At 54.8% G+C, this 20,643-nt stretch carries 16 protein-coding genes and 1 tRNA gene; 14 read left to right on the forward strand and 3 right to left on the reverse strand.

Annotation, left to right across the window (positions count from 1 at the left end; all coding sequences use genetic code 11):
- Positions 1–85 precede the first annotated feature (85 nt).
- The 10 genes from VSR74_RS17005 (at position 86) to VSR74_RS17050 (ending at position 11,051) form a co-directional block, all read left to right on the forward strand.
- The gene (locus VSR74_RS17005; protein WP_347795804.1) at positions 86–784 is read left to right on the forward strand and encodes an autotransporter domain-containing protein; all 699 of its coding nucleotides are present in this window, start codon (positions 86–88) and stop codon (positions 782–784) included.
- A 148-nt stretch (positions 785–932) separates the two neighbouring features.
- A complete protein-coding gene (locus VSR74_RS17010) occupies positions 933–2,138 on the forward strand; it encodes an L-lactate MFS transporter (RefSeq protein WP_347795805.1) in 1,206 nt (401 codons plus the stop codon).
- A gap of 252 nt (positions 2,139–2,390) precedes the next feature.
- On the forward strand, positions 2,391–4,082 hold the full coding sequence (eptB, locus tag VSR74_RS17015) for a kdo(2)-lipid A phosphoethanolamine 7''-transferase (RefSeq protein ID WP_347795806.1): 1,692 nt from the start codon (positions 2,391–2,393) through the stop codon (positions 4,080–4,082).
- A 91-nt stretch (positions 4,083–4,173) separates the two neighbouring features.
- Positions 4,174–4,250 (forward strand) — tRNA-Pro (locus VSR74_RS17020).
- Between the two features lie 794 nt (positions 4,251–5,044).
- On the forward strand, positions 5,045–6,652 hold the full coding sequence (gene dppA, locus VSR74_RS17025) for a dipeptide ABC transporter periplasmic-binding protein DppA (protein WP_347795807.1): 1,608 nt from the start codon (positions 5,045–5,047) through the stop codon (positions 6,650–6,652).
- 100 nt (positions 6,653–6,752) lie between these two features.
- Complete coding sequence (dppB, locus tag VSR74_RS17030; RefSeq protein ID WP_231825969.1) at positions 6,753–7,772, forward strand: dipeptide ABC transporter permease DppB; 1,020 nt, start codon at positions 6,753–6,755, stop codon at positions 7,770–7,772.
- Between the two features lie 9 nt (positions 7,773–7,781).
- Positions 7,782–8,684: a dipeptide ABC transporter permease DppC gene (gene dppC, locus VSR74_RS17035; RefSeq protein WP_347795808.1), complete on the forward strand. Its 903-nt coding sequence runs from the start codon at positions 7,782–7,784 to the stop codon at positions 8,682–8,684.
- 10 nt (positions 8,685–8,694) lie between these two features.
- Positions 8,695–9,678, forward strand: a complete 984-nt coding sequence (dppD, locus tag VSR74_RS17040; protein WP_347795809.1) for a dipeptide ABC transporter ATP-binding protein — start codon at positions 8,695–8,697, stop codon at positions 9,676–9,678.
- Positions 9,675–10,685 carry a dipeptide ABC transporter ATP-binding subunit DppF gene (gene dppF / locus VSR74_RS17045; RefSeq protein WP_347795810.1) on the forward strand — a complete coding sequence of 337 codons (1,011 nt, stop codon included), beginning with the start codon at positions 9,675–9,677 and terminating at the stop codon, positions 10,683–10,685. The genes dppD and dppF overlap by 4 nt, the downstream gene beginning before the upstream one ends.
- A gap of 258 nt (positions 10,686–10,943) precedes the next feature.
- Entirely contained in the window at positions 10,944–11,051 is a 108-nt protein-coding gene (locus VSR74_RS17050; RefSeq protein WP_149463619.1) for a type I toxin-antitoxin system toxin Ldr family protein, read from the forward strand.
- Positions 11,052–11,134: 83 nt separating this feature from the next.
- Here the strand turns inward: VSR74_RS17050 and bcsG are convergent, their stop codons facing one another.
- Genes bcsG through bcsE form a run of 3 tightly spaced genes read right to left on the reverse strand, consistent with a single transcriptional unit; the run spans position 11,135 to position 14,561 of the window.
- Entirely contained in the window at positions 11,135–12,814 is a 1,680-nt protein-coding gene (gene bcsG / locus VSR74_RS17055) for a cellulose biosynthesis protein BcsG (RefSeq protein WP_347795811.1), read from the reverse strand.
- Positions 12,811–13,005 carry a cellulose biosynthesis protein BcsF gene (bcsF, locus tag VSR74_RS17060; RefSeq protein ID WP_347795812.1) on the reverse strand — a complete coding sequence of 65 codons (195 nt, stop codon included), beginning with the start codon at positions 13,003–13,005 and terminating at the stop codon, positions 12,811–12,813. The genes bcsG and bcsF overlap by 4 nt, the downstream gene beginning before the upstream one ends.
- Entirely contained in the window at positions 13,002–14,561 is a 1,560-nt protein-coding gene (gene bcsE / locus VSR74_RS17065) for a cellulose biosynthesis protein BcsE (RefSeq protein ID WP_347795813.1), read from the reverse strand. The genes bcsF and bcsE overlap by 4 nt, the downstream gene beginning before the upstream one ends.
- A 171-nt stretch (positions 14,562–14,732) precedes the next feature.
- Here bcsE and bcsR point away from each other — a divergent pair, with 171 nt between their 5' ends.
- The 4 genes from bcsR to bcsB are packed head-to-tail and all read left to right on the forward strand — an operon-like array spanning position 14,733 to position 20,637.
- Positions 14,733–14,933, forward strand: a complete 201-nt coding sequence (gene bcsR, locus VSR74_RS17070; protein ID WP_347795814.1) for a cellulose biosynthesis protein BcsR — start codon at positions 14,733–14,735, stop codon at positions 14,931–14,933.
- A gap of 10 nt (positions 14,934–14,943) precedes the next feature.
- Positions 14,944–15,696, forward strand: coding sequence for a cellulose biosynthesis protein BcsQ (gene bcsQ, locus VSR74_RS17075; RefSeq protein ID WP_347795815.1), 753 nt, complete (start codon positions 14,944–14,946; stop codon positions 15,694–15,696).
- Positions 15,693–18,311: a UDP-forming cellulose synthase catalytic subunit gene (gene bcsA / locus VSR74_RS17080; protein ID WP_347795816.1), complete on the forward strand. Its 2,619-nt coding sequence runs from the start codon at positions 15,693–15,695 to the stop codon at positions 18,309–18,311. Before bcsQ ends, bcsA begins: the two co-directional genes overlap by 4 nt.
- A gap of 13 nt (positions 18,312–18,324) precedes the next feature.
- Positions 18,325–20,637, forward strand: coding sequence for a cellulose biosynthesis cyclic di-GMP-binding regulatory protein BcsB (gene bcsB / locus VSR74_RS17085; protein ID WP_347795817.1), 2,313 nt, complete (start codon positions 18,325–18,327; stop codon positions 20,635–20,637).
- The last annotated feature ends 6 nt before the right edge of the window (positions 20,638–20,643 follow it).

A 20,643-nucleotide genomic window follows, 5' to 3' on the forward strand; every position in this document is an offset into this window, starting at 1 on the left:
AAAGAGACAATATTTAATAAAGGGATTTCAACCCCTAAAAACATAACAATATCGCCGGGTTCGGCTCTACTCTGGAGTCGCTTGAATGATTGATAAGAAATGCACTGGCTATGGGCCGGGCGTTTTGACTGCGCCTGTCTTTATTTGCTTATTATTTACGACTCAGGCGCAAGCCTGGCAGCAAGAATATATCGTAACCGACACGCAAAGTAGCACTGCTGAACGCTATACCTGGGATAGCGATCACCAACCGCGCTATGACGACATTCTGGCGGAGCGGATTAAAGCGGCCAGCAATGAGCCGGGGCTGGCCATGACGACGCCGGAAGAGACCGCGCTGGATACCACAAAATCGATGAGTATAGGCTGGAATATACCCTTGACTGAGAGTCTCACCACCGGGCCGATAGCGGCATGGAACTATGACGGCTCGCCGGGGAATGCCTTCAGCGACTCGGGGGATGTCGGCAGCTATACCGATCCCCTGTGGCATGCCAGTATCAGTACGTTGGGCTGGCGCGTTGATTCGCGTTCCTGGTGGGGAGTACATCCATGGGCGCAGGTGAGCTATAACCAGCAATATGGTGAAAACCAGTGGAAAGCCCAGTCCGGCCTGAACCGCATGCCGGGCACTAATCAGGAAGGAAACTGGGTTGATGTGACGCTTGGCGCAGACATGTTGCTTAATCAGCATGTCGCTGCCTATGCCTCGCTTTCGCAGGCTGACAACATGACGGCCGGTTCTAATTATCTTTATACGATGGGCGTAAGCGCGCGCTTTTGATGTGCCGGATGACATTCCGGCACAATGCCATTCATTCCGCTCTCAGTGCATTTCATTCCGTCCTCAATGCACTTCATGCCTTTTCCCCCCATTGAATACGCGGGTTTCGTTATCGTAGCCGCAGTTAATTCAAGAAGGCATCTTCATCATGAACGCTGCAACTCAAAACCATACTCGCTGGCTGACGCTTATCGGCACTATCATTACCCAGTTCGCGCTCGGTTCAGTGTATACCTGGAGCCTGTTTAACAGTTCGCTCTCCAGCAAGCTGGATGCACCGGTCAGCCAGGTCGCTTTCTCCTTCGGTTTATTAAGCCTTGGCCTGGCGCTCTCTTCCTCGGTAGCCGGGAAATTGCAGGAACGTTTTGGCGTGAAACGCGTCACCATGGCCTCGGGGATTTTACTCGGCGTCGGCTTCTTCCTGACCGCACACTCCAACAGCCTGATGATGCTGTGGCTGAGTGCTGGCGTACTGGTTGGCCTGGCCGATGGGGCGGGCTACCTGCTGACGCTCTCCAACTGCGTGAAGTGGTTCCCGGAACGTAAAGGGCTGATCTCCGCCTTTGCTATCGGTTCTTACGGTTTAGGTAGCCTCGGATTTAAATTCATCGACAGCCATTTGCTGGAAACGGTCGGCCTGGAAAAAACCTTCATGATTTGGGGCGCGATTGTGCTGGTGATGATTGTCTTCGGCGCGATGCTTATGACCGATGCGCCGCAGCAGGAAGTGAAAAGCGTTAACGGCGTGGTTGAAAATGACTTCACCCTGGCGGAATCCATGCGTAAACCGCAGTACTGGATGCTGGCGGTGATGTTCCTGACCGCCTGCATGAGCGGCCTGTACGTGATTGGCGTAGCGAAAGATATCGCTCAGGGCATGGTACATCTGGATATCGCCACGGCGGCAAATGCGGTAACGATTATCTCTATCGCTAACCTGAGTGGCCGTCTGGTGCTGGGGATCTTGTCTGATAAAATCTCCCGTATCCGCGTCATTACTATCGGTCAGGTCATTTCGCTGGTGGGCATGGCTGCGCTGCTCTTCGCACCGCTCAACGCGACCACCTTCTTCGCGGCAATTGCCTGCGTCGCCTTTAACTTTGGCGGCACCATCACCGTGTTCCCGTCGCTGGTCAGCGAGTTCTTCGGCCTGAACAATCTGGCGAAAAACTACGGTGTAATTTACTTAGGTTTCGGTATCGGCAGCATCTGCGGTTCGCTGATTGCCTCACTGTTCGGCGGCTTCTACGTGACCTTCTGCGTTATCTTCGCTCTGCTGATTATCTCGCTGGCGCTGTCCACGACGATTCGTCAGCCGGCCCAGCCAACACTGCGCCAGATACACGCTCACTAAATGCAAGTCCGAAAAAAGAGGAGCTATGCTCCTCTTTTGCCCTTTTTAACCCCCCAACCGTCCGCTTCCGCACTTGCTTTTTTGTAAATATCTGTAGCGAAAACGCACATCATTGCCACTTTTCTCTCTTACTGTGGTCTACTTAGCCGCGCGTGTACCGAACGGACTCTATTACTCCCGCACAATTGCCTGATGCGCTGCCAGGATGGAACGGCGCTGGATCTGTTGTTCCCTTTTTTCAGGGTTATTTGCATGCGATATTTAAAAACGATGTCTCAGCAGACGCTGTGCTGGCTGCTGGCTGTTTACATCGGTCTGTTTATGAATGCTTCCGTGTTCCTGCGTCGCTTTGAAGGTTACGCTCAGGATCTCACTTTCTGGAAAGGCGTCGCGGCCATCGTTGAGATGATTGCCGCTGTTCTTATCTGCTTTTTCTTACTGCGCGTGATGTCGTTACTCGGCAGGCGAGTATGGCAGGTGCTGGCTTCGCTACTGGTATTGATTTCCGCGGGTGCCTGTTACTACATGACCACCATGAACGTCATGATTGGTTACGGTATTGTCGCGTCGGTTATGACCACGGATATCGACCTCTCGAAAGAGGTGGTTGGCTGGACGCTGGTTATTTCAGTTGTGCTGATCAGCGCCATCCCGCTGTTCCTTATCTGGTTTAACGGCAGCAACATGACGCTGTGGCGCCAGATTCGCACGCCGGAACTGCGCTGGCGCAGCGTGCTGGTGGTACTGCTGGCTGGTTTGATGGTCTGGGGGCCGGTACGTTTTCTGGATATGCGCCAGAAGCGTGATGACCGTATCGCGGGCGTGGACATGCCGAGCTATGGCGGCGTACTGGCGAACTCCTATTTGCCGTCGAACTGGCTCTCTGCGCTGGGGCTTTATGCCTTTGCTCAGGTGGATGAATCATCAGATAACAAATCCCTGATGAATCCGGTGAAGAAATTTACCTATACGCCGACGCAAAATCTTGACGATACCTATGTCATTTTCATCATCGGGGAAACCACCCGCTGGGATCACATGGGCATGCTGGGGTATGAACGTGACACCACGCCGAAACTCTCGAAAGAGAAGAATCTGGTGATGTACCGTGGTTACTCCTGTGACACCGCGACCAAGCTCTCCCTGCGCTGCATGTTCGTGCGTCAGGGCGGGGCGGAAGATAACCCGCAGCGCACGCTGAAAGAGCAGAACGTGTTTGCGGTGCTTAAGCAGTTAGGTTTCAGCTCTGACCTGTATGCGATGCAGAGCGAGATGTGGTTCTATACCAACACGATGGCGGATAACATCGCCTACCGTGAGCAGATCGCCGCAGAGCCGCGCAACCGGGGTAAAGCCGTCGACGACATGCTGTTGTCGAGCGAAGTTCAGCGCTCGCTGGATGATAACCCGCAGGGTAAACATCTGATTGTGTTGCATACTAAAGGGTCGCACTACAACTATACGCAGCGTTACCCGCGTGCTTTCGCGAAATGGGGGCCGGAGTGTTATGCGGTTGATCGTAAGTGTCCAAAAGACCTGATGATCAACTCGTTTGATAACTCCATCACCTACGTCGATCACTTTATCGATACCATTATTGACCAGGTGCGCGATAAAAAAGCGATTGTGTTCTACGCCTCAGATCACGGTGAGTCGATTGAAGAGCGCGAGCACCTGCACGGTACACCGCGTCATATGGCGCCGCCGGAGCAGTTCCGCGTACCGATGATGGTGTGGATGTCGGATAAATATCTGGAGAATCCGTCCAATGCTGCGGCCTTTGCTCAGTTGAAGAAGGAAGCGGATATGAAGGTGCCACGTCGTCACGTTGAACTGTATGACACCATTATGGGTTGCCTCGGTTACACCTCGCCAAACGGCGGTATTAACGAGAACAACAACTGGTGTCACATCCCGGATGCCAGCAAGAAAGCCGTGAATTAACAGGGATGGCGACTTTCTCGCCGAATGGATGGCTTTTTTAGGGTAAGGGATTGACGAGGGTGCATCACAGCAGTAAGATGCGCCCCGCATTCGGTGATTGGCGCAGCCTGGTAGCGCACTTCGTTCGGGACGAAGGGGTCGGAGGTTCGAATCCTCTATCACCGACCAAATTTGAAAAGCCCGCTCTATGAGCGGGCTTTTTGCGTCTGGTGTTTGAAGGCAACCCTCACCCTGGCCCTCTCCCTGAGGGAGAGGGAACCGATCGCACGCGTGTTTAAGTTCGTGCCGGTTTTCTCTCTCTCCCTGAGGGAGAGGGAACCGATCGCGCACATGTTTAAGCTTAGTGCCGGTTTTCTCCCTCTCCCTGCGGGAGAGGGCCGGGGTGAGGGCAACAGCGTGCGCCGATCACACATAAGCCCCTTTTCGTATCTGAATCACCACCACCTTGCCATTTTGTGACCTATTCCATTGCATTTTTTTATACATAGTCAGATCTTTTTTTTCGTTGCTTATGGATAACCTCAGCATTTTCCCCTGTGCGTTTTAACGTTCGCGGTATTTATCGCTCAGATAATCACCGTTCTGTCATTATTTTTTCATAATGTGATTAAACGTTAATCACTGACCTCTGAAAAATATCAAGAACAAAACCCTGGCTTATAGCCAGTAGCATAAATTTCTCTGCTGAAAATACCGCACTGGAGTTTTTTTAATCTTTGCCTGCCAATTCTCACCCTCGTTGTAAATCCCGGATGAGTGTATTGACGTTTTCACATTCTGTTGACAGATTGTAGGGCACGAGGGGCATTTCAGGGAGGATCTGCGCTGCAACTCTCACGCTTACCTGAAAGGAATCTCCATCCCCTGTAACGCCTTCGGGCACCACCGACCAGACCGGTTAAAAAACATATAAAGGCTGGCGGAATAACAACAACACAACACACATAACCTGGAGCAGAATAATGAGTATTTCCTTGAAGAAGTCAGGGATGCTGAAGCTTGGTCTCAGCCTGGTGGCGATGACGGTTGCTGCCGGTGTGCAGGCCAAAACCCTGGTTTATTGTTCTGAAGGCTCGCCGGAAGGCTTTAACCCACAGCTCTTTACCTCGGGAACCACCTATGATGCCAGCTCGGTGCCAATCTATAACCGTCTGGTGGAGTTCAAAATTGGCACCACGGAAGTCGTTCCTGGCCTCGCTGAAAAGTGGGATGTCAGCGAAGATGGCAAAACCTACACTTTCCACCTGCGTAGCGGTGTGAAGTGGCATGACAGCAAAGATTTCAAACCGACGCGCGACTTTAATGCCGACGACGTGGTGTTCTCATTTGATCGCCAGAAAAACGCTCAAAACCCGTACCATAAAATCTCTGGCGGCAGCTATGAATACTTCGAAGGCATGGGCCTGCCGGAGCTGATTAGCGAAGTGAAAAAAGTGGACGATCACACGGTTCAGTTCGTGCTGACTCGCCCGGAAGCGCCGTTCCTTGCCGACCTGGCAATGGACTTCGCCTCTATTCTGTCAAAAGAATATGCTGACAATATGCTGAAAGCCGGTACGCCGGATAAAGTAGACCTGAACCCAATCGGTACTGGCCCATTCCAGTTGCAGCAGTACCAGAAAGACTCCCGTATTCTCTACAAAGCCTTCCCGGGCTACTGGGGCACCAAACCGCAGATCGACCGCCTGGTGTTCTCCATCACGCCTGACGCCTCCGTGCGTTACGCCAAACTGCAGAAGAACGAATGTCAGGTGATGCCGTATCCGAACCCGGCGGACATTGCCCGTATGAAGCAGGATAAAAACATCAACCTGATGGAGCAGGCGGGCCTGAACGTCGGTTATCTCTCGTATAACGTGCAGAAAAAACCGCTCGATGAGGTGAAAGTTCGCCAGGCGTTGACCTACGCGGTGAACAAAGAAGCGATCATTAAAGCCGTTTATCAGGGCGCAGGCGTGGCCGCGAAAAACCTGATCCCGCCAACCATGTGGGGCTATAACGACGACGTTAAAGACTACAGCTACGATCCAGAGAAAGCGAAAGCGTTGCTGAAAGAAGCAGGCCACGCGGACGGTTTCACTATCGATCTGTGGGCGATGCCGGTACAGCGCCCGTACAACCCGAACGCGCGCCGTATGGCGGAGATGATTCAGGCTGACTGGGCGAAAGTCGGCGTCAAAGCCAATATCGTGACCTACGAGTGGGGCGAGTACCTGAAACGTGCGAAAGATGGCGAGCACCAGACCGTCATGATGGGCTGGACTGGCGACAATGGGGATCCGGATAACTTCTTTGCAACCCTGTTTAGCTGCGCGGCTTCCGAGCAAGGTTCTAACTACTCGAAATGGTGCTACAAGCCGTTTGAAGATCTGATTCAGCCAGCCCGCGCGACTGACGATCACAACAAGCGTATTGAACTCTACAAACAGGCTCAGGTAGTGATGCATGACCAGGCTCCGGCGCTGATCATCGCTCACTCCACCGTATACGAGCCGGTGCGTAAAGAAGTCAAAGGCTATGTGGTTGATCCGTTAGGTAAACATCACTTCGAAAATGTCTCTATCGAATAATAACGATGTTCCCCCTCTCCCTCAGGGAGAGGGTATTTACATTTGTGAGCAATACAGGCACCCAGTTCCAGGCTGAGTGTCACTAGAGAGAATCCGGGTTATGTTGCAGTTTATTCTCCGACGTTTGGGACTTGTCATCCCCACGTTTATCGGTATTACCCTTCTCACGTTTGCGTTTGTCCATATGATCCCCGGCGACCCGGTGATGATTATGGCGGGCGAGCGTGGGATCTCCCCTGAACGCCATGCTGAGCTGTTGGCCGCGCTCGGCCTTGATAAGCCGATGTGGCAGCAGTACCTCCATTACATTTGGGGTGTAATGCATGGTGATTTAGGGGTCTCGCTGAAAAGCCGTCTTCCGGTGTGGGACGAGTTCGTGCCGCGTTTTAAAGCGACGCTGGAACTCGGTATCTGTGCCATGATGTTCGCCGTTGCCGTGGGTATCCCCGTGGGCGTGCTGGCGGCGGTAAAACGCGGCTCTATTTTCGATCACACTGCGGTCGGCCTGGCGCTGACCGGCTACTCCATGCCTATCTTCTGGTGGGGCATGATGCTGATTATGCTGGTCTCGGTGCAGTGGAACCTGACGCCGGTTTCCGGGCGAGTCAGCGACATGGTGTTCCTTGACGATTCCAACCCGCTGACCGGCTTTATGCTGATTGATACCGCCATCTGGGGCGAAGAGGGCAACTTCATCGATGCCGTGGCGCATATGATTTTGCCTGCCATTGTGCTTGGCACCATCCCGCTGGCGGTGATTGTGCGTATGACCCGTTCTTCCATGCTGGAAGTGCTGGGCGAGGATTACATCCGTACCGCGCGCGCCAAAGGGCTGACCCGTATGCGGGTGATTGTGGTTCACGCGTTGCGTAACGCTATGCTGCCGGTGGTGACGGTGATTGGGTTGCAGGTCGGTACATTGCTGGCAGGCGCGATCCTGACGGAAACCATCTTCTCCTGGCCGGGTCTGGGCCGCTGGCTGATTGACGCCTTACAGCGTCGTGACTATCCGGTGGTGCAGGGCGGTGTGCTGCTGGTGGCGACGATGATTATCCTCGTCAACCTGCTGGTTGATCTCCTGTACGGCGTGGTGAACCCGCGTATCCGGCATAAGAAGTAAGGGGCCATCATGTCACAAGTCACTGAAAATAAAACGGTGTCCGCACCGGTGCCGATGACCCCGCTACAGGAGTTCTGGCATTACTTTAAACGCAACAAAGGCGCGGTCGTTGGGCTGGCTTACGTTGTCATCGTACTGTTCATTGCGATTTTCGCGAACTGGATTGCGCCCTATAACCCGGCGGAACAGTTCCGCGACTCGCTGCTCGCGCCGCCGGTGTGGCAGGAAGGCGGAAGCTGGGCGCATCTGTTAGGCACGGATGATGTGGGCCGCGATGTGATGTCGCGTCTGATGTACGGCGCGCGTCTTTCGCTGCTGGTAGGCTGCCTGGTGGTCGTGCTGTCGCTGGTTCTTGGGATCATCCTCGGGCTGGTGGCGGGCTACTTCGGCGGCCTGATCGATAACGTCATCATGCGCGTGGTCGACATCATGCTGGCGCTGCCGAGCCTGCTGCTGGCGCTGGTACTGGTGGCGATTTTCGGGCCGTCTATTGGCAACGCCGCACTGGCGCTCACCTTCGTCGCATTGCCGCACTATGTGCGCTTAACCCGCGCCGCCGTGCTGGTGGAAGTGCACCGCGACTACGTCACCGCCTCTCGCGTGGCGGGAGCGGGCGCGATGCGCCAGATGTTCGTCAATATCTTCCCGAACTGCCTTGCGCCGCTGATCGTTCAGGCGTCGCTCGGTTTCTCTAACGCCATTCTCGATATGGCCGCCCTCGGCTTCCTCGGCATGGGTGCGCAACCGCCAACACCGGAGTGGGGCACCATGCTCTCCGACGTGTTGCAGTTCGCGCAAAGCGCCTGGTGGGTCGTGACCTTCCCGGGGCTTGCGATCCTGCTGACGGTGCTGGCATTTAACCTGATGGGTGACGGTCTGCGTGACGCGCTCGATCCCAAACTGAAGCAGTAAGAGGTTCGAGATGGCGTTATTAAATGTAGATAAATTATCGGTGCACTTCGGTGACGAAGATACACCGTTCCGCGCCGTTGACCGCGTCAGTTACAGCGTGGATCAGGGGGAAGTGGTAGGCATTGTCGGTGAGTCTGGTTCGGGTAAATCGGTGAGTTCGCTGGCGATTATGGGGTTGATTGATTATCCCGGCCGCGTGATGGCTGAAAGCCTGGTATTTAACGGCCAGGATCTGAAGCGCATCTCGGAAAAAGAGCGGCGCAACCTGGTGGGCGCCGAAGTGGCGATGATCTTCCAGGATCCGATGACCAGCCTTAACCCGTGCTACACCGTCGGTTTCCAGATAATGGAAGCGATTAAGGTACATCAGGGCGGTAATAAGAAAACGCGCCGCCAGCGGGCGATTGACCTGCTCAATCAGGTCGGCATTCCCGACCCGGCCTCGCGTTTAGACGTTTATCCGCATCAGCTTTCCGGCGGGATGAGCCAGCGCGTGATGATCGCCATGGCGATAGCCTGTCGGCCAAAACTGCTGATTGCTGATGAACCGACAACGGCGCTCGACGTGACCATTCAGGCGCAGATCATCGAACTGCTGCTGGAGTTGCAGCAGAAGGAGAACATGGCGCTGATCCTGATCACCCACGATCTGGCGCTGGTGGCGGAAGCTGCGCATAAAATTATCGTCATGTATGCCGGCCAGGTGGTCGAAACCGGCGCCGCGCACGATATCTTCCGTGCGCCGCGTCACCCTTATACTCAGGCGCTGCTGCGCGCGCTGCCGGAGTTTGCTCAGGATAAAGCGCGTCTGGCCTCGCTGCCGGGCGTGGTGCCGGGGAAATATGACCGCCCGAATGGCTGCCTGCTCAACCCACGCTGCCCGTATGCGACGGATAAATGCCGCACTGAAGAACCGGATCTGAACCTGCTGGACAGCGCGCGTCAGTCCAAATGTCACTACCCACTCGATGACGCCGGGAGGCCTACACGATGAGTACCCAAGAGGCCGCCCTGCAACAACCGCTGTTGCAGGCAACCGATCTGAAAAAATACTACCCGGTGAAGAAAGGGCTGTTTGCTCCTGAACGGCTGGTGAAAGCGCTGGACGGCGTGTCGTTCACGCTTGAACGAGGCAAAACGCTGGCGGTGGTGGGCGAATCCGGCTGCGGGAAATCGACCCTGGGTCGCCTGCTGACCATGATTGAAACCCCGACCGGGGGGGCGCTTTCGTATCAGGGGCAGGATCTGCTCATTCCTGACCCGCAGGCGCAGAAACTGCGTCGGCAGAAAATTCAGATAGTCTTCCAGAATCCCTATGGCTCCCTGAACCCGCGCAAAAAAGTCGGGCAGATTCTGGAAGAGCCGTTGCAGATCAACACCGCGCTCAGCAAAGCCGAGCGTCGGGAAAAAGCGCTGGCGATGATGGCGAAAGTGGGGCTTAAAACCGAGCACTATGACCGCTATCCGCATATGTTCTCCGGTGGCCAGCGTCAGCGTATCGCTATCGCCCGGGGGCTGATGCTCGACCCGGACGTGGTGATTGCCGATGAACCGGTTTCCGCGCTGGACGTCTCTGTGCGCGCGCAGGTGCTGAACCTGATGATGGATCTTCAGCAGGAACTGGGGCTCTCTTACGTCTTTATCTCCCACGATTTGTCAGTGGTCGAGCACATTGCCGATGAAGTGATGGTGATGTACCTGGGCCGCTGTGTGGAGAAGGGCACCAAAGACCAAATCTTCAACAACCCGCGTCATCCGTATACCCAGGCGCTGCTTTCGGCAACACCGCGTCTGAATCCGGACGATCGCCGCGAGCGTATCAAACTGACCGGCGAGCTGCCGAGTCCGCTGAACCCACCGCCGGGCTGTGCGTTTAACGCTCGCTGTCACCGTCGTTTTGGGCCATGTACTCAGCTTGCACCGCAGTTGAAAGAGTACAACGGTCAACTGGTTGCGTGCTTCGCCGTAGACCAGGATGAAAATCCTGAGAAGGCGGTTTAACACCTGGAAGGCAGCGCGCAAATTGCATGATTGCCTGGTGAAGGGGATAAACAGAAAAGCGTAGTATCAACGCCAGGCCGGGTTCGCCCGGTCAGGCGCAATGTTGCGGGGGCTTGATCCCCGGCGGCGTTGGTTGCTGGAAAGAGAAAACCCCCGCACGTTGAGAGGATTAACCTGACAACATAACGGGGGCGATTCTTGACTCCAGACCATTCAAGGATAGCCGCGAACCGTTGTCATTTCAAGCAAGGCGGCTATATGACGTTCGCACAACTCTGTGTGATCTTCTGGCACGATCTGGCAGCGCCGATTCTGGTGGGGGTTATTACCACCGCAATCGTGAGCTGGTGGCGTAACCGGAGATAATCCGCAGGCGGGCGTCAGGCTGTCGTAATGGCAACGTGCGCCCGAAACAGGCCGCAGGGGTGACATCCTGCTGCCTTTTTTGCTTACTGCGGATACGGTACCCAGTCGCCGCCATTCAGGCGAACGTATGGTTTACCCTGGTACTGCATTACAACGGCGTTGGAGTTCTCCGAGACGGCAGCGGTCTGCGGCAGGTTGTTGGTATATGCCTGCCAGTCAACGCTGTCTTCATTGAACATTTTGCCATCCACGGCGCGCGCAACCAGTTCAGATACCGCCAGATAGCTACTCGGTTGATCAACAACGATAGGTGCGCCCTGATGCGGGGCTTTCATACCGAAGAATTTAATCGCCGCCGGGACGTGCGTGATGGATGGGCTCGGAATATCACGCAGCCCGGAGACCTGCATTTTATCGCCCTTTAACGCTGCGCCGTGTTCCGGAACGATCACCACCATCACTTTACGACCCGATTTTTCCAGTTCGGTGAAGAAAGTGTCCAGCTCATCAAACAGCTTTTGCGCGCGAGCTTTGTAATCTGCGGTTTTGCTCTGTCCCTGATAGTGGTTCCCGTCGTGTAACGGCAGAATGTTGAAGAACGTAGCGGTACGCTTGTCTGAAGCCTGTTCTTCGGCGCCCAGCCAGCGCTGCAGCACCGCGAGATCGTCATACACAGGCGAACCATCGAAGGAGAGCAGATTGACCGGCAGTTTGCTCTGATCCATCAACGGGCTTTGCATTCCGCCGTAATTACGCACTTCCTTCAGGAAGTCGCCGAAGACGCCGTCATGATCCAGCATCAGTTGTTGGCCAAAGCCCAGTTTGCTCAGGTTATCGAACAGATAGCACTGATTCCCGGCAGGCTGATAGAGGTTGGTATGAGACGGCTGCCCGCAACTGGCGCGCAGCAGGCGAATCGCCGCTGGGCCACTGTAGGAGGTCGCGGAGTTAAAGTTGGTAAAACGGATATCAAAGTGTGACCACAACGGATGCTGCATCAGGCCTGCGGCTTCAATATCCGCGTTGGAAAGCGAACAGATGTTGATGACCAGCAGTTCAAACGGCTGGGCATCCGCAGGCAATTCGGTCGGGAATTTTGTCGTGCGTTTTTCTTCCGCCTGATAAAAGCTGTTCAGCCAGGCATTAAGATTCGCGGATGTAGGCGGTGCGGTTTGCGCCGGGATATCGCCCACCACCGGCGTGTTGCCCGCCGTGGCGACTGTCGCCGCCGCGGTACCGCCTGTCGTTGTCACGGTGCTGGTTGGCTGCCCGCCAGGGAACAAGGAAAAAGAGGGGCCGACCAGGGTTATCAGGTTCAGCCACACCATCGCGGCCACCACAAAGACAGTTACCCGAATCCATTGTGTTAAGAACAACCAGGCGACCAGCAGCACAAAGAAGGCACCGACCATCTGCCAGTTAATAAAGCGGGTAATCAGATCCCAGATATAGTCGGCGCTGAATCCGGCGATTTGCGAGCCCTGGCTCATGATGCTTTCCGGGCCAGGTAGCCAGGTATCATGCCAGAAGAGGGCAAAGCCTATCGGTATGGCAATCCAGTTGCGCCATTTGTGCAGACGGCGATTGGGCAGCGGAAACAGCAGAAACGCCATAAACACCAGGTTCTGCATGGCGTGAAAATTGAGATAACCGGCCCACAACAGGCCAAATTTTACCAGGAAGTAGAAGTTCCAGCCGGACAAGCCGCGCCAGTATTGCCAGAGCGGCGATGAGGCCGTGGCGGTCTGTGTTGAATTGGTCATTTTTCTGTTTTCGCTCTGGAACCTGCATTCCGGCGTATAACGCCTGCCGGTTTGACATAACGTGGTTTAAAGAACATCAATCGGAAGGCATTTTCAATGCGTCGCTGATAGTGACGCGTCAGATAACCCAACGGGAAGAATAGTAGCGCGCACAGTACCACCAACTGAATAATATCGCTTATCGACATCATGATGACTGTTCTCCCGTATCAGCAGATAAACGGCGTGGTTCCGGGTAGCGGCGCCAGTGCCGGCCATCGTGCGTGGCGTTGATGATTTTTCCAGGCTCGGTGGTGATCGGCAGCGGTTTTGTCCAGCGTTCGGGTTTTACATCCTGCATGTCAACCAGCTCTGCTGCGATTTGCTTATCTTCGAACCAAATCACGCGGTTAGAGAAGATATCGCCAGTGGGCAACGGGAAGATATGATTCAGCGCGATATCAAGGTCGTTTACCCGGCAGAAGGATAAGAAGATCACCAGACGTTTATCCGCAATGGTCGCGATGTCGCCCATACGATGCGGGCGACATAGGGTTAACGCCTGTTCCACGCGGAGCCCTGGCGCCGGACGCAACGCGACCATTACGCCCTTGCCATCTGCAGGCAGGAGGGGGTTATTGACGATTTTTTGCACCGCATCGCAGAAGACATCCCACTTTTGATAGCCTTTGAGTTTCAACGGCTCAGTATTACTAAAGAGGGTAGCCAGATCTTCCGGTACCCGGCGGCTGAATTGCTGATTTTGTATGCTTTCAATTAGGGTCAGGCAGCGGGATAGCGCGGAACTATGGGAAATCACCAGGTTTGCGCCACAGCTTAGCAGCAGACGTTCATCAGTCGCTCGCAGGCTGGGGACGCTTTCGCGCACCACTATTTTCAGCGCGGTTCCGCGTTGGCGGCGCAGGGTATGAATATAGCGCGCAAGCTGTTCAATCTGGCTGTTCTGCCCCATAACAAAGATAACCGTAGCGGCCTGAGCGGTACGCGCGGCATTAAATACCGCATCGTTAGTATCGAACACGCTCCAGTGCTCAGAAAGCGGTGGGGCACCTTCCAGGAACGCAATATTACTGAGTACCTCTTTTTCATCGGTGCGCGGCTGAACATTTGCCAGCTCTTCCTGCACTAATTCCCAGCCCGCCTCATTTTGCTTAATAAGGAGTTGCTGACGTGCGCTGACCCCTTTTTCATTAGCCCAAAAGGCAATGTCAAAGAGTTGTCCATCGCCCTGATAACGTAAACTGGCCAGGCCCGCCAGCGACCCATATTCGCTGAGCAGGCGTGAGGTTTGTACATCAGTACTGTTGCCCGGACTGAGAATCAAAAGAGTACAACGATGGTATTTAGCCCATTTGCAGGATTTACTTAACCAATCGTGAAATTTCTCTGGAGGGATATTTTTCCATGCATTATTACTGCATAGAACGACGACTAAAAAATTTTGCGGGTCAATCGAACACAATAAATCGCGGCGCATGAAGTATAGACTGTTTTCATTTTCCTGCATGGAAAAAAGGTCTATCTTTTGCGGCCCTTGGTTTTCATTCAACTTTATGATTTTCTTTGGATCTTGCCCCATACATACCACCGCTACTCGCGCCTCTTTGTGCTGGGCGGAGAGGGTTTGATTAAGCAGGCTTACGGCGTCTTCATGGCGATCGGTATTAATCCACCACACGCCGCCAACAGGCATGTGACTGACCTCGTCCCATAATGACTGAATACCTATAGAAAATATGGGGTTCATCGCGTCCTTCTTTTTATAGATTGCCTGTGTGTTAGTTTACTAGCGAAACCAATAGAATAAACCTAAGATTGAAATTAAATAACATCAGATTTAGCATGTAAACGCTTTTCAGGAAAAGCTTAGTAGTCAAAGGACGTGTTTTCCTACCTTATTCATTATGGATTGTTTAAAATGCCTGATAATGAACTTGTAACATCATCAGATTCGACGCTCGGCTATACATTCCAGAATGACTTCCTGGCGTTGAGTCGGGCTTTTTCTCTACCTGATATTGATTACACCGATATTTCCCAACGCGAACAGCTAGCCGCCGCGTTCAAACGTTGGCCTTTGCTGGCTGAGCTTGCAGAACAAGAAAGCGAACAAAAATAAGGAAGCCATAATGGCCATTCTGGGACTTCAGGGCGTGCGGGGCGGGGTGGGAACCACTTCTGTTACGGCTGCGCTCGCCTGGTCATTGCAACTGCTTGGCGAATCGGTACTGGTCATTGACGCCTGTCCCGACAATTTGCTGCGCCTGTCATTTAATGACGACATTGCGCATAAAGGGGGATGGGCGCGCGCGGTGCTTGATGGCCAGGACTGGCGAGATGCAGGCATGCGCTACACGTCTTTGATTGATGTGCTGCCGTTTGGCGCGTTGACGCCAGGCGAGCGTGAGAATGTCCTGTCGCTTTCAGACTCGCTTGCTGAAATGACCGCGATTGCCGAGGCGTTGTACCGTCAGGGGGAGTATCAATGGATCCTTATCGACCTGCCGCACGGGTTCTATCCCTGGACGCAGCCCCTGCTGGCGGCCTGCCACAATATTCTGATGATTGTTCAGCCGGACACCAATTGCCATGTGCGTCTTCATCAGCAAGCGCTACCGGTAAACAGCCATATTTTGATTAACGACCTGCGCGTCGGGAGTCAGTTGCAGGAAGATCTCTACCAGGTATGGTTGCAATCTCAGCGTCGATTGCTGCCAATCGCCATACATCGCGATGAAGCGATGGCGGAGTGTATGGCGGCGAAGCAACCGCTGGGAGAATATCGTCATGATTCGCTGGCCGCGGAAGAGATACTGACGCTGGCAAGCTGGTGCCTGTTGCACTATTCCGGCGTCCATTCAGCCGGGGAGGCGGCATTATGATACGCCTCAGCGCCTGGCTGGTCGCTCCGGAAGCCTATGCGCGTCTGCACACGCGCTATCAGGGCTACCGCCGCGCAGGCGCATCCGGTTTTAGTGCCGGGCTTGGCTGCTTTTGGGTGGCACTGGTCTGGGCGCTGATCCCGCTTGAACACCCCCGCTGGCAGCGGTTGCTCGCCAGTCAGGATACGCTTTACCCACATATTGACGCTCATCGCCCTCGTCCGCTCGATCCGCTGCGCTATCTGCTGCAAAGCGTATGGCTGCTGACGACGAAACGCCCTGTATCTGCGAAGCCGCCTGGCTGGCGCTCGCTTGCGGCGGTGCGAGGCGTAATGGGCCGCTATCACCAGTGGATAGCGGCGATCCCCGAGAGGGTCAATGCGCGAACAGGGCACCTCGAAAGCCATAAAGAACTGGCGCATATTAACCCTAAAATACGCAAAATCGTGCTGGGCGTCGTGGTGACGCTTTCACTTATTCTGGCGCTTATCTGTATTACTCAGCCTTTTAATCCGCTGTCGCAGTTCATCTTTTTGATGCTGTTATGGGGTGTGGCCCTGCTGGTGCGCCGTATTCCCGGGCGTTTCTCGGCGCTGATGCTGATTGTGTTGTCGCTTACCGTCTCCTGTCGTTACATCTGGTGGCGCTACACCTCTACGCTTAACTGGAACGATCCGGTCAGCCTGGTGTGCGGGTTAATTCTGTTGTTTGCCGAAACCTACGCCTGGATTGTGCTGGTGCTGGGTTACTTCCAGGTGGTGTGGCCGCTCAATCGCCAGCCTGTGCCGTTGCCGAAGGATATGAATCAATGGCCGACAGTCGACATTTTTGTCCCGACTTATAATGAAGATCTCAACGTGGTGAAGAACACGGTTTACGCCTCGCTGGGTATCGACTGGCCAAAGGATAAAGTCTCTATCTGGATCCTCGACGATGGGAACCGCGCGGAATTTCGGCAGTTTGCGAAGGACGTAGGCGTCGAGTACGTTGCGCGCAGCACCCATGAGCACGCCAAAGCGGGGAACATCAATAACGCGCTGAAGCTGGCAAAAGGCGAATTTGTCTCGATTTTCGACTGCGACCACGTGCCGACGCGCTCGTTCCTGCAAATGACGATGGGCTGGTTCCTGAAGGACAAAAAGCTGGCGATGATGCAGACGCCGCACCACTTCTTCTCACCCGATCCGTTTGAACGCAACCTGGGCCGTTTCCGTAAAACGCCGAACGAAGGCACGCTGTTTTATGGCCTGGTGCAGGACGGGAATGACATGTGGGATGCGACCTTCTTCTGCGGCTCCTGCGCCGTTATTCGCCGTAAACCGTTGGATGAGATTGGCGGTATTGCCGTCGAAACGGTGACTGAAGATGCGCACACTTCGCTGCGCTTGCACCGTCTGGGCTACACCTCGGCCTATATGCGTTTACCGCAGGCGGCGGGGCTGGCGACGGAGAGTTTATCCGCGCATATTGGCCAGCGTATTCGCTGGGCGCGCGGGATGGTGCAGATTTTCCGTCTCGATAACCCCTTGTTTGGTAAAGGGCTGAAGTTTGCACAACGGCTCTGTTACCTCAATGCGATGTTCCACTTCTTATCCGGCGTGCCAAGGCTTATCTTCCTGACGGCGCCGCTGGCTTTTCTGCTGCTGCACGCCTATATCATCTACGCCCCGGCGTTGATGATTGCGCTGTTTGTGTTGCCGCACATGATCCATGCCAGTCTGACCAACTCAAAAATTCAGGGTAAGTACCGTCACTCTTTCTGGAGCGAAATCTACGAAACGGTGCTGGCCTGGTATATCGCGCCGCCGACGCTGGTGGCGCTGATTAATCCGCACAAAGGTAAATTCAACGTCACCGCAAAAGGCGGGCTGGTTGAAGAGGAGTATGTCGACTGGGTGATTTCCCGGCCATACATCTACCTCGTTTTGCTCAACCTGGTGGGCGTGGCTTTCGGTATCTGGCGTTACATGTATGGCCCGGAAGACGAAATGCTCACTGTCTGGGTCAGCCTGATTTGGGTCTTCTACAACCTGATTATTCTCGGCGGCGCAGTAGCCGTATCGGTGGAAAGTAAGCAGGTTCGCCGCTCGCACCGTGTCGAGATCAAAATGCCCGGCGCAATTGCCCGCGAAGACGGTCATCTCTTCTCCTGTACGGTGCACGACTTCTCCGACGGCGGGGTGGGGATAAAAATCAACGGTGATGCGCAGGTGCTGGAAGAGCAGAAAGTACATCTGCTGCTCAAGCGCGGTCAGCAGGAGTACGTCTTCCCGACGCAGGTAGTACGCGTGATTGGCAGCGAAGTTGGCTTGAAATTACTGCCCATGACCACGCGGCAGCACATCGATTTTGTGCAATGTACCTTTGCGCGCGCCGATACATGGGCGCTCTGGCAGGACAGCTATCCGGAGGATAAGCCGCTGGAAAGCCTGATGGACATTCTCAAGCTTGGTTTCCGGGGCTATCGCCATCTGGCGGAGTTCGCCCCACCGTTTGCGAAAATAATATTCCGGACGCTCATTTCGCTGGTGGCCTGGGTGGCTTCTTTTGTCCCGCGTCGCCCTGAACGTGAAGCGGTGCAGACGCACCCACAGCCAGCTATGGCTCAACAATAATGATGATTACACGATGAAAAGAAAACTCTCCTGGATTTGTGCAGTGGCGATGGGAATGGGCAGTTTACTGCCTGCGGCAAGCTGGTCAGAACCGACGAACGTCGCGCCGGTGATGCCGCCTGCACAGGAGAGCGCGACATCGCCTGCTGCTGAGCCATCTGACGCCTTGCCGGTCGTGGTTGAGAGCACGCCATCGCGCGATGTTAAGCTCACTTTCGCGCAGATTGCGCCGCCGCCGGGCAGTATGGTGCTGCGGGGCACTAACCCTAACGGCTCAATTGAGTTCGGTATGCGCAGCGATGAAGTGGTCTCGAAAGCGTTGCTCAATTTGACTTACACGCCATCGCCATCGTTGCAGCCCGTGCTGTCGCAACTGAAGGTGTATCTGAATGAAGAGTTGATGGACGTGCTGCCTGTAACCAAAGAGCAGTTAGGCAAAAAGGTCAGCGCACAGATCCCCATCGATCCGCTCTATATCACTGACTTTAACCGGGTGCGTCTGGAATTTGTCGGCCACTATCGCGATGTCTGTGAAAACCCGGCCAACTCGACCGTCTGGCTGGATGTCGGCCGTAATAGCTCGCTGGATTTAACCTACCAGGCGCTGAATGTGCGGAACGACCTCTCCCATTTCCCGATTCCGTTCTTTGACGCCCGGGATAATCGCCCGTTAACGCTGCCAATGGTGTTTGCCGATGCGCCAGACCTGAAGCAGCAGCAGGCAGCGAGCATTGTCGCCTCGTGGTTTGGTTCGCGAGCCGGCTGGCGTGGACAGACCTTCCCGGTCAGCTACAACACCCTGCCGGATAAAAACGCCATCGTCTTTGCCACCAATGATAAGCGCCCGGACTTCCTGCGCGATCATCCGGCAGTGAAAGCGCCGACGATCGAAATGATCAACCATCCGAACGATCCTTACGTCAAACTGCTGGTGGTGTTTGGCCGTGACGATAACGATCTCCTGATGGCGGCAAAAGGGATCGCCCAGGGCAATATTCTTTTCCGCGGCGACAGCGTGGTGGTGGACGATGTGAAACCGCTGCTGGCGCGGGTGCCGTATGATGCGCCGAACTGGGTGCGTACCGATCGCCCGGTAACTTTCGGCGAGCTGAAAACTTACGAACAGCAACTGCAATCTACCGGGCTGGAACCGGCGTCGATTAACGTGGCGCTGAATCTGCCGCCGGATCTCTACCTGCTGCGCAGCAATGGCATCGATATGGATCTGAAATATCGCTTTACCATGCCGCCGGTGAAAGACAGTTCGCGTATGGATATCAGCCTGAACGATCAGTTCCTGCAGTCGTTTAACCTCAACAGCACCCAGGAAGTGAGCAGCCTGCTGCTGCGTCTGCCGGTGTTGCAGGGGCTGGTGGACGGCAAGAACGAAGTGACGATTCCGGCGCTGCGTCTGGGCGCGATGAACCAGCTACGGTTCGATTTCCAGTATATGAACCCCATGCCGGGCGGGACGATTGAAAACTGTATTATCTTCCAGCCAGTGCAGAACCATGTGGTGATTGGCGATGATTCGACAATCGATTTTTCGAATTACTATCACTTCCTGGCAATGCCGGATCTGCGCGCGTTTGCTAACGCGGGCTTCCCGTTCAGCCGGATGGCGGATCTCTCCGATACCACCATCGTCATGCCGAAAAAACCTGGCGTTGAGCAGGTTTCAACCCTGCTGAATACGGTGGGCACAATGGGCGCGCAGACGGGCTTCCCGGCAATGAACGTCACGCTTGCCGATGATGGCAGCGATATTCAGGGTAAAGATACGGATCTGCTGTTGATAGGCTCTATCCCGCAAAGACTGAAAAATGACAAGCAGATCGACTTGCTGGTTGAAGCGACGAAGAGCTGGGTGAAAACGCCGCAGCGCCATCACGACCTGCCGGGCATTTATCTGGATGAAAACGCCCGTAAACCGAACGTACAGACAGATGTCACCTCCTCCGGGCCGATGGCGGCCATTGTTGGCTTCCAGTCACCGTATAACGACCAGCGCAGCGTGATCGCGCTGTTGGCAGACAGCCCGCGCGGTTATGAGTTGCTGAATGGCGCCCTGAACGACAGCGGCAAACGAGGCGCAATGTTTGGCTCTGTTTCGGTGATCCGCGAATCCGGCGTCAGCAGCCTGCGCGTGGGAGATGTGTATTACGTTGGCCATCTGCCGTGGTTTGAACGCCTGTGGTTTGCCCTCTCTAACCATCCGATTCTGCTGGCGCTGTTTGCGGCCGTGAGCATCGTACTGCTGGCGTGGGTACTGTGGCGACTGCTGCGCATCATCAGCCGCCGTCGACTGGATCCTGAAGACGAGTAAGCCGTG

This window comes from Pseudocitrobacter cyperus (assembly GCF_039889165.1).
Taxonomy (GTDB): domain Bacteria; phylum Pseudomonadota; class Gammaproteobacteria; order Enterobacterales; family Enterobacteriaceae; genus Pseudocitrobacter; species Pseudocitrobacter cyperus.

Coding starts and splice junctions, on each gene's coding strand:
- dppA (WP_347795807.1), top strand. CDS start 5,045: ATGAGTATTTCCTTGAAGAAGTCAGGGATGCTGAAGCTTGGTCTCAGC.
- bcsE (WP_347795813.1), bottom strand. CDS start 14,561: ATGAACCCCATATTTTCTATAGGTATTCAGTCATTATGGGACGAGGTC.
- eptB (WP_347795806.1), top strand. CDS start 2,391: ATGCGATATTTAAAAACGATGTCTCAGCAGACGCTGTGCTGGCTGCTG.
- bcsQ (WP_347795815.1), top strand. CDS start 14,944: ATGGCCATTCTGGGACTTCAGGGCGTGCGGGGCGGGGTGGGAACCACT.
- VSR74_RS17050 (WP_149463619.1), top strand. CDS start 10,944: ATGACGTTCGCACAACTCTGTGTGATCTTCTGGCACGATCTGGCAGCG.
- bcsG (WP_347795811.1), bottom strand. CDS start 12,814: ATGACCAATTCAACACAGACCGCCACGGCCTCATCGCCGCTCTGGCAA.
- VSR74_RS17010 (WP_347795805.1), top strand. CDS start 933: ATGAACGCTGCAACTCAAAACCATACTCGCTGGCTGACGCTTATCGGC.
- dppB (WP_231825969.1), top strand. CDS start 6,753: ATGTTGCAGTTTATTCTCCGACGTTTGGGACTTGTCATCCCCACGTTT.
- bcsR (WP_347795814.1), top strand. CDS start 14,733: ATGCCTGATAATGAACTTGTAACATCATCAGATTCGACGCTCGGCTAT.
- dppD (WP_347795809.1), top strand. CDS start 8,695: ATGGCGTTATTAAATGTAGATAAATTATCGGTGCACTTCGGTGACGAA.
- bcsF (WP_347795812.1), bottom strand. CDS start 13,005: ATGATGTCGATAAGCGATATTATTCAGTTGGTGGTACTGTGCGCGCTA.
- dppC (WP_347795808.1), top strand. CDS start 7,782: ATGTCACAAGTCACTGAAAATAAAACGGTGTCCGCACCGGTGCCGATG.
- bcsA (WP_347795816.1), top strand. CDS start 15,693: ATGATACGCCTCAGCGCCTGGCTGGTCGCTCCGGAAGCCTATGCGCGT.
- VSR74_RS17005 (WP_347795804.1), top strand. CDS start 86: ATGATTGATAAGAAATGCACTGGCTATGGGCCGGGCGTTTTGACTGCG.
- dppF (WP_347795810.1), top strand. CDS start 9,675: ATGAGTACCCAAGAGGCCGCCCTGCAACAACCGCTGTTGCAGGCAACC.
- bcsB (WP_347795817.1), top strand. CDS start 18,325: ATGAAAAGAAAACTCTCCTGGATTTGTGCAGTGGCGATGGGAATGGGC.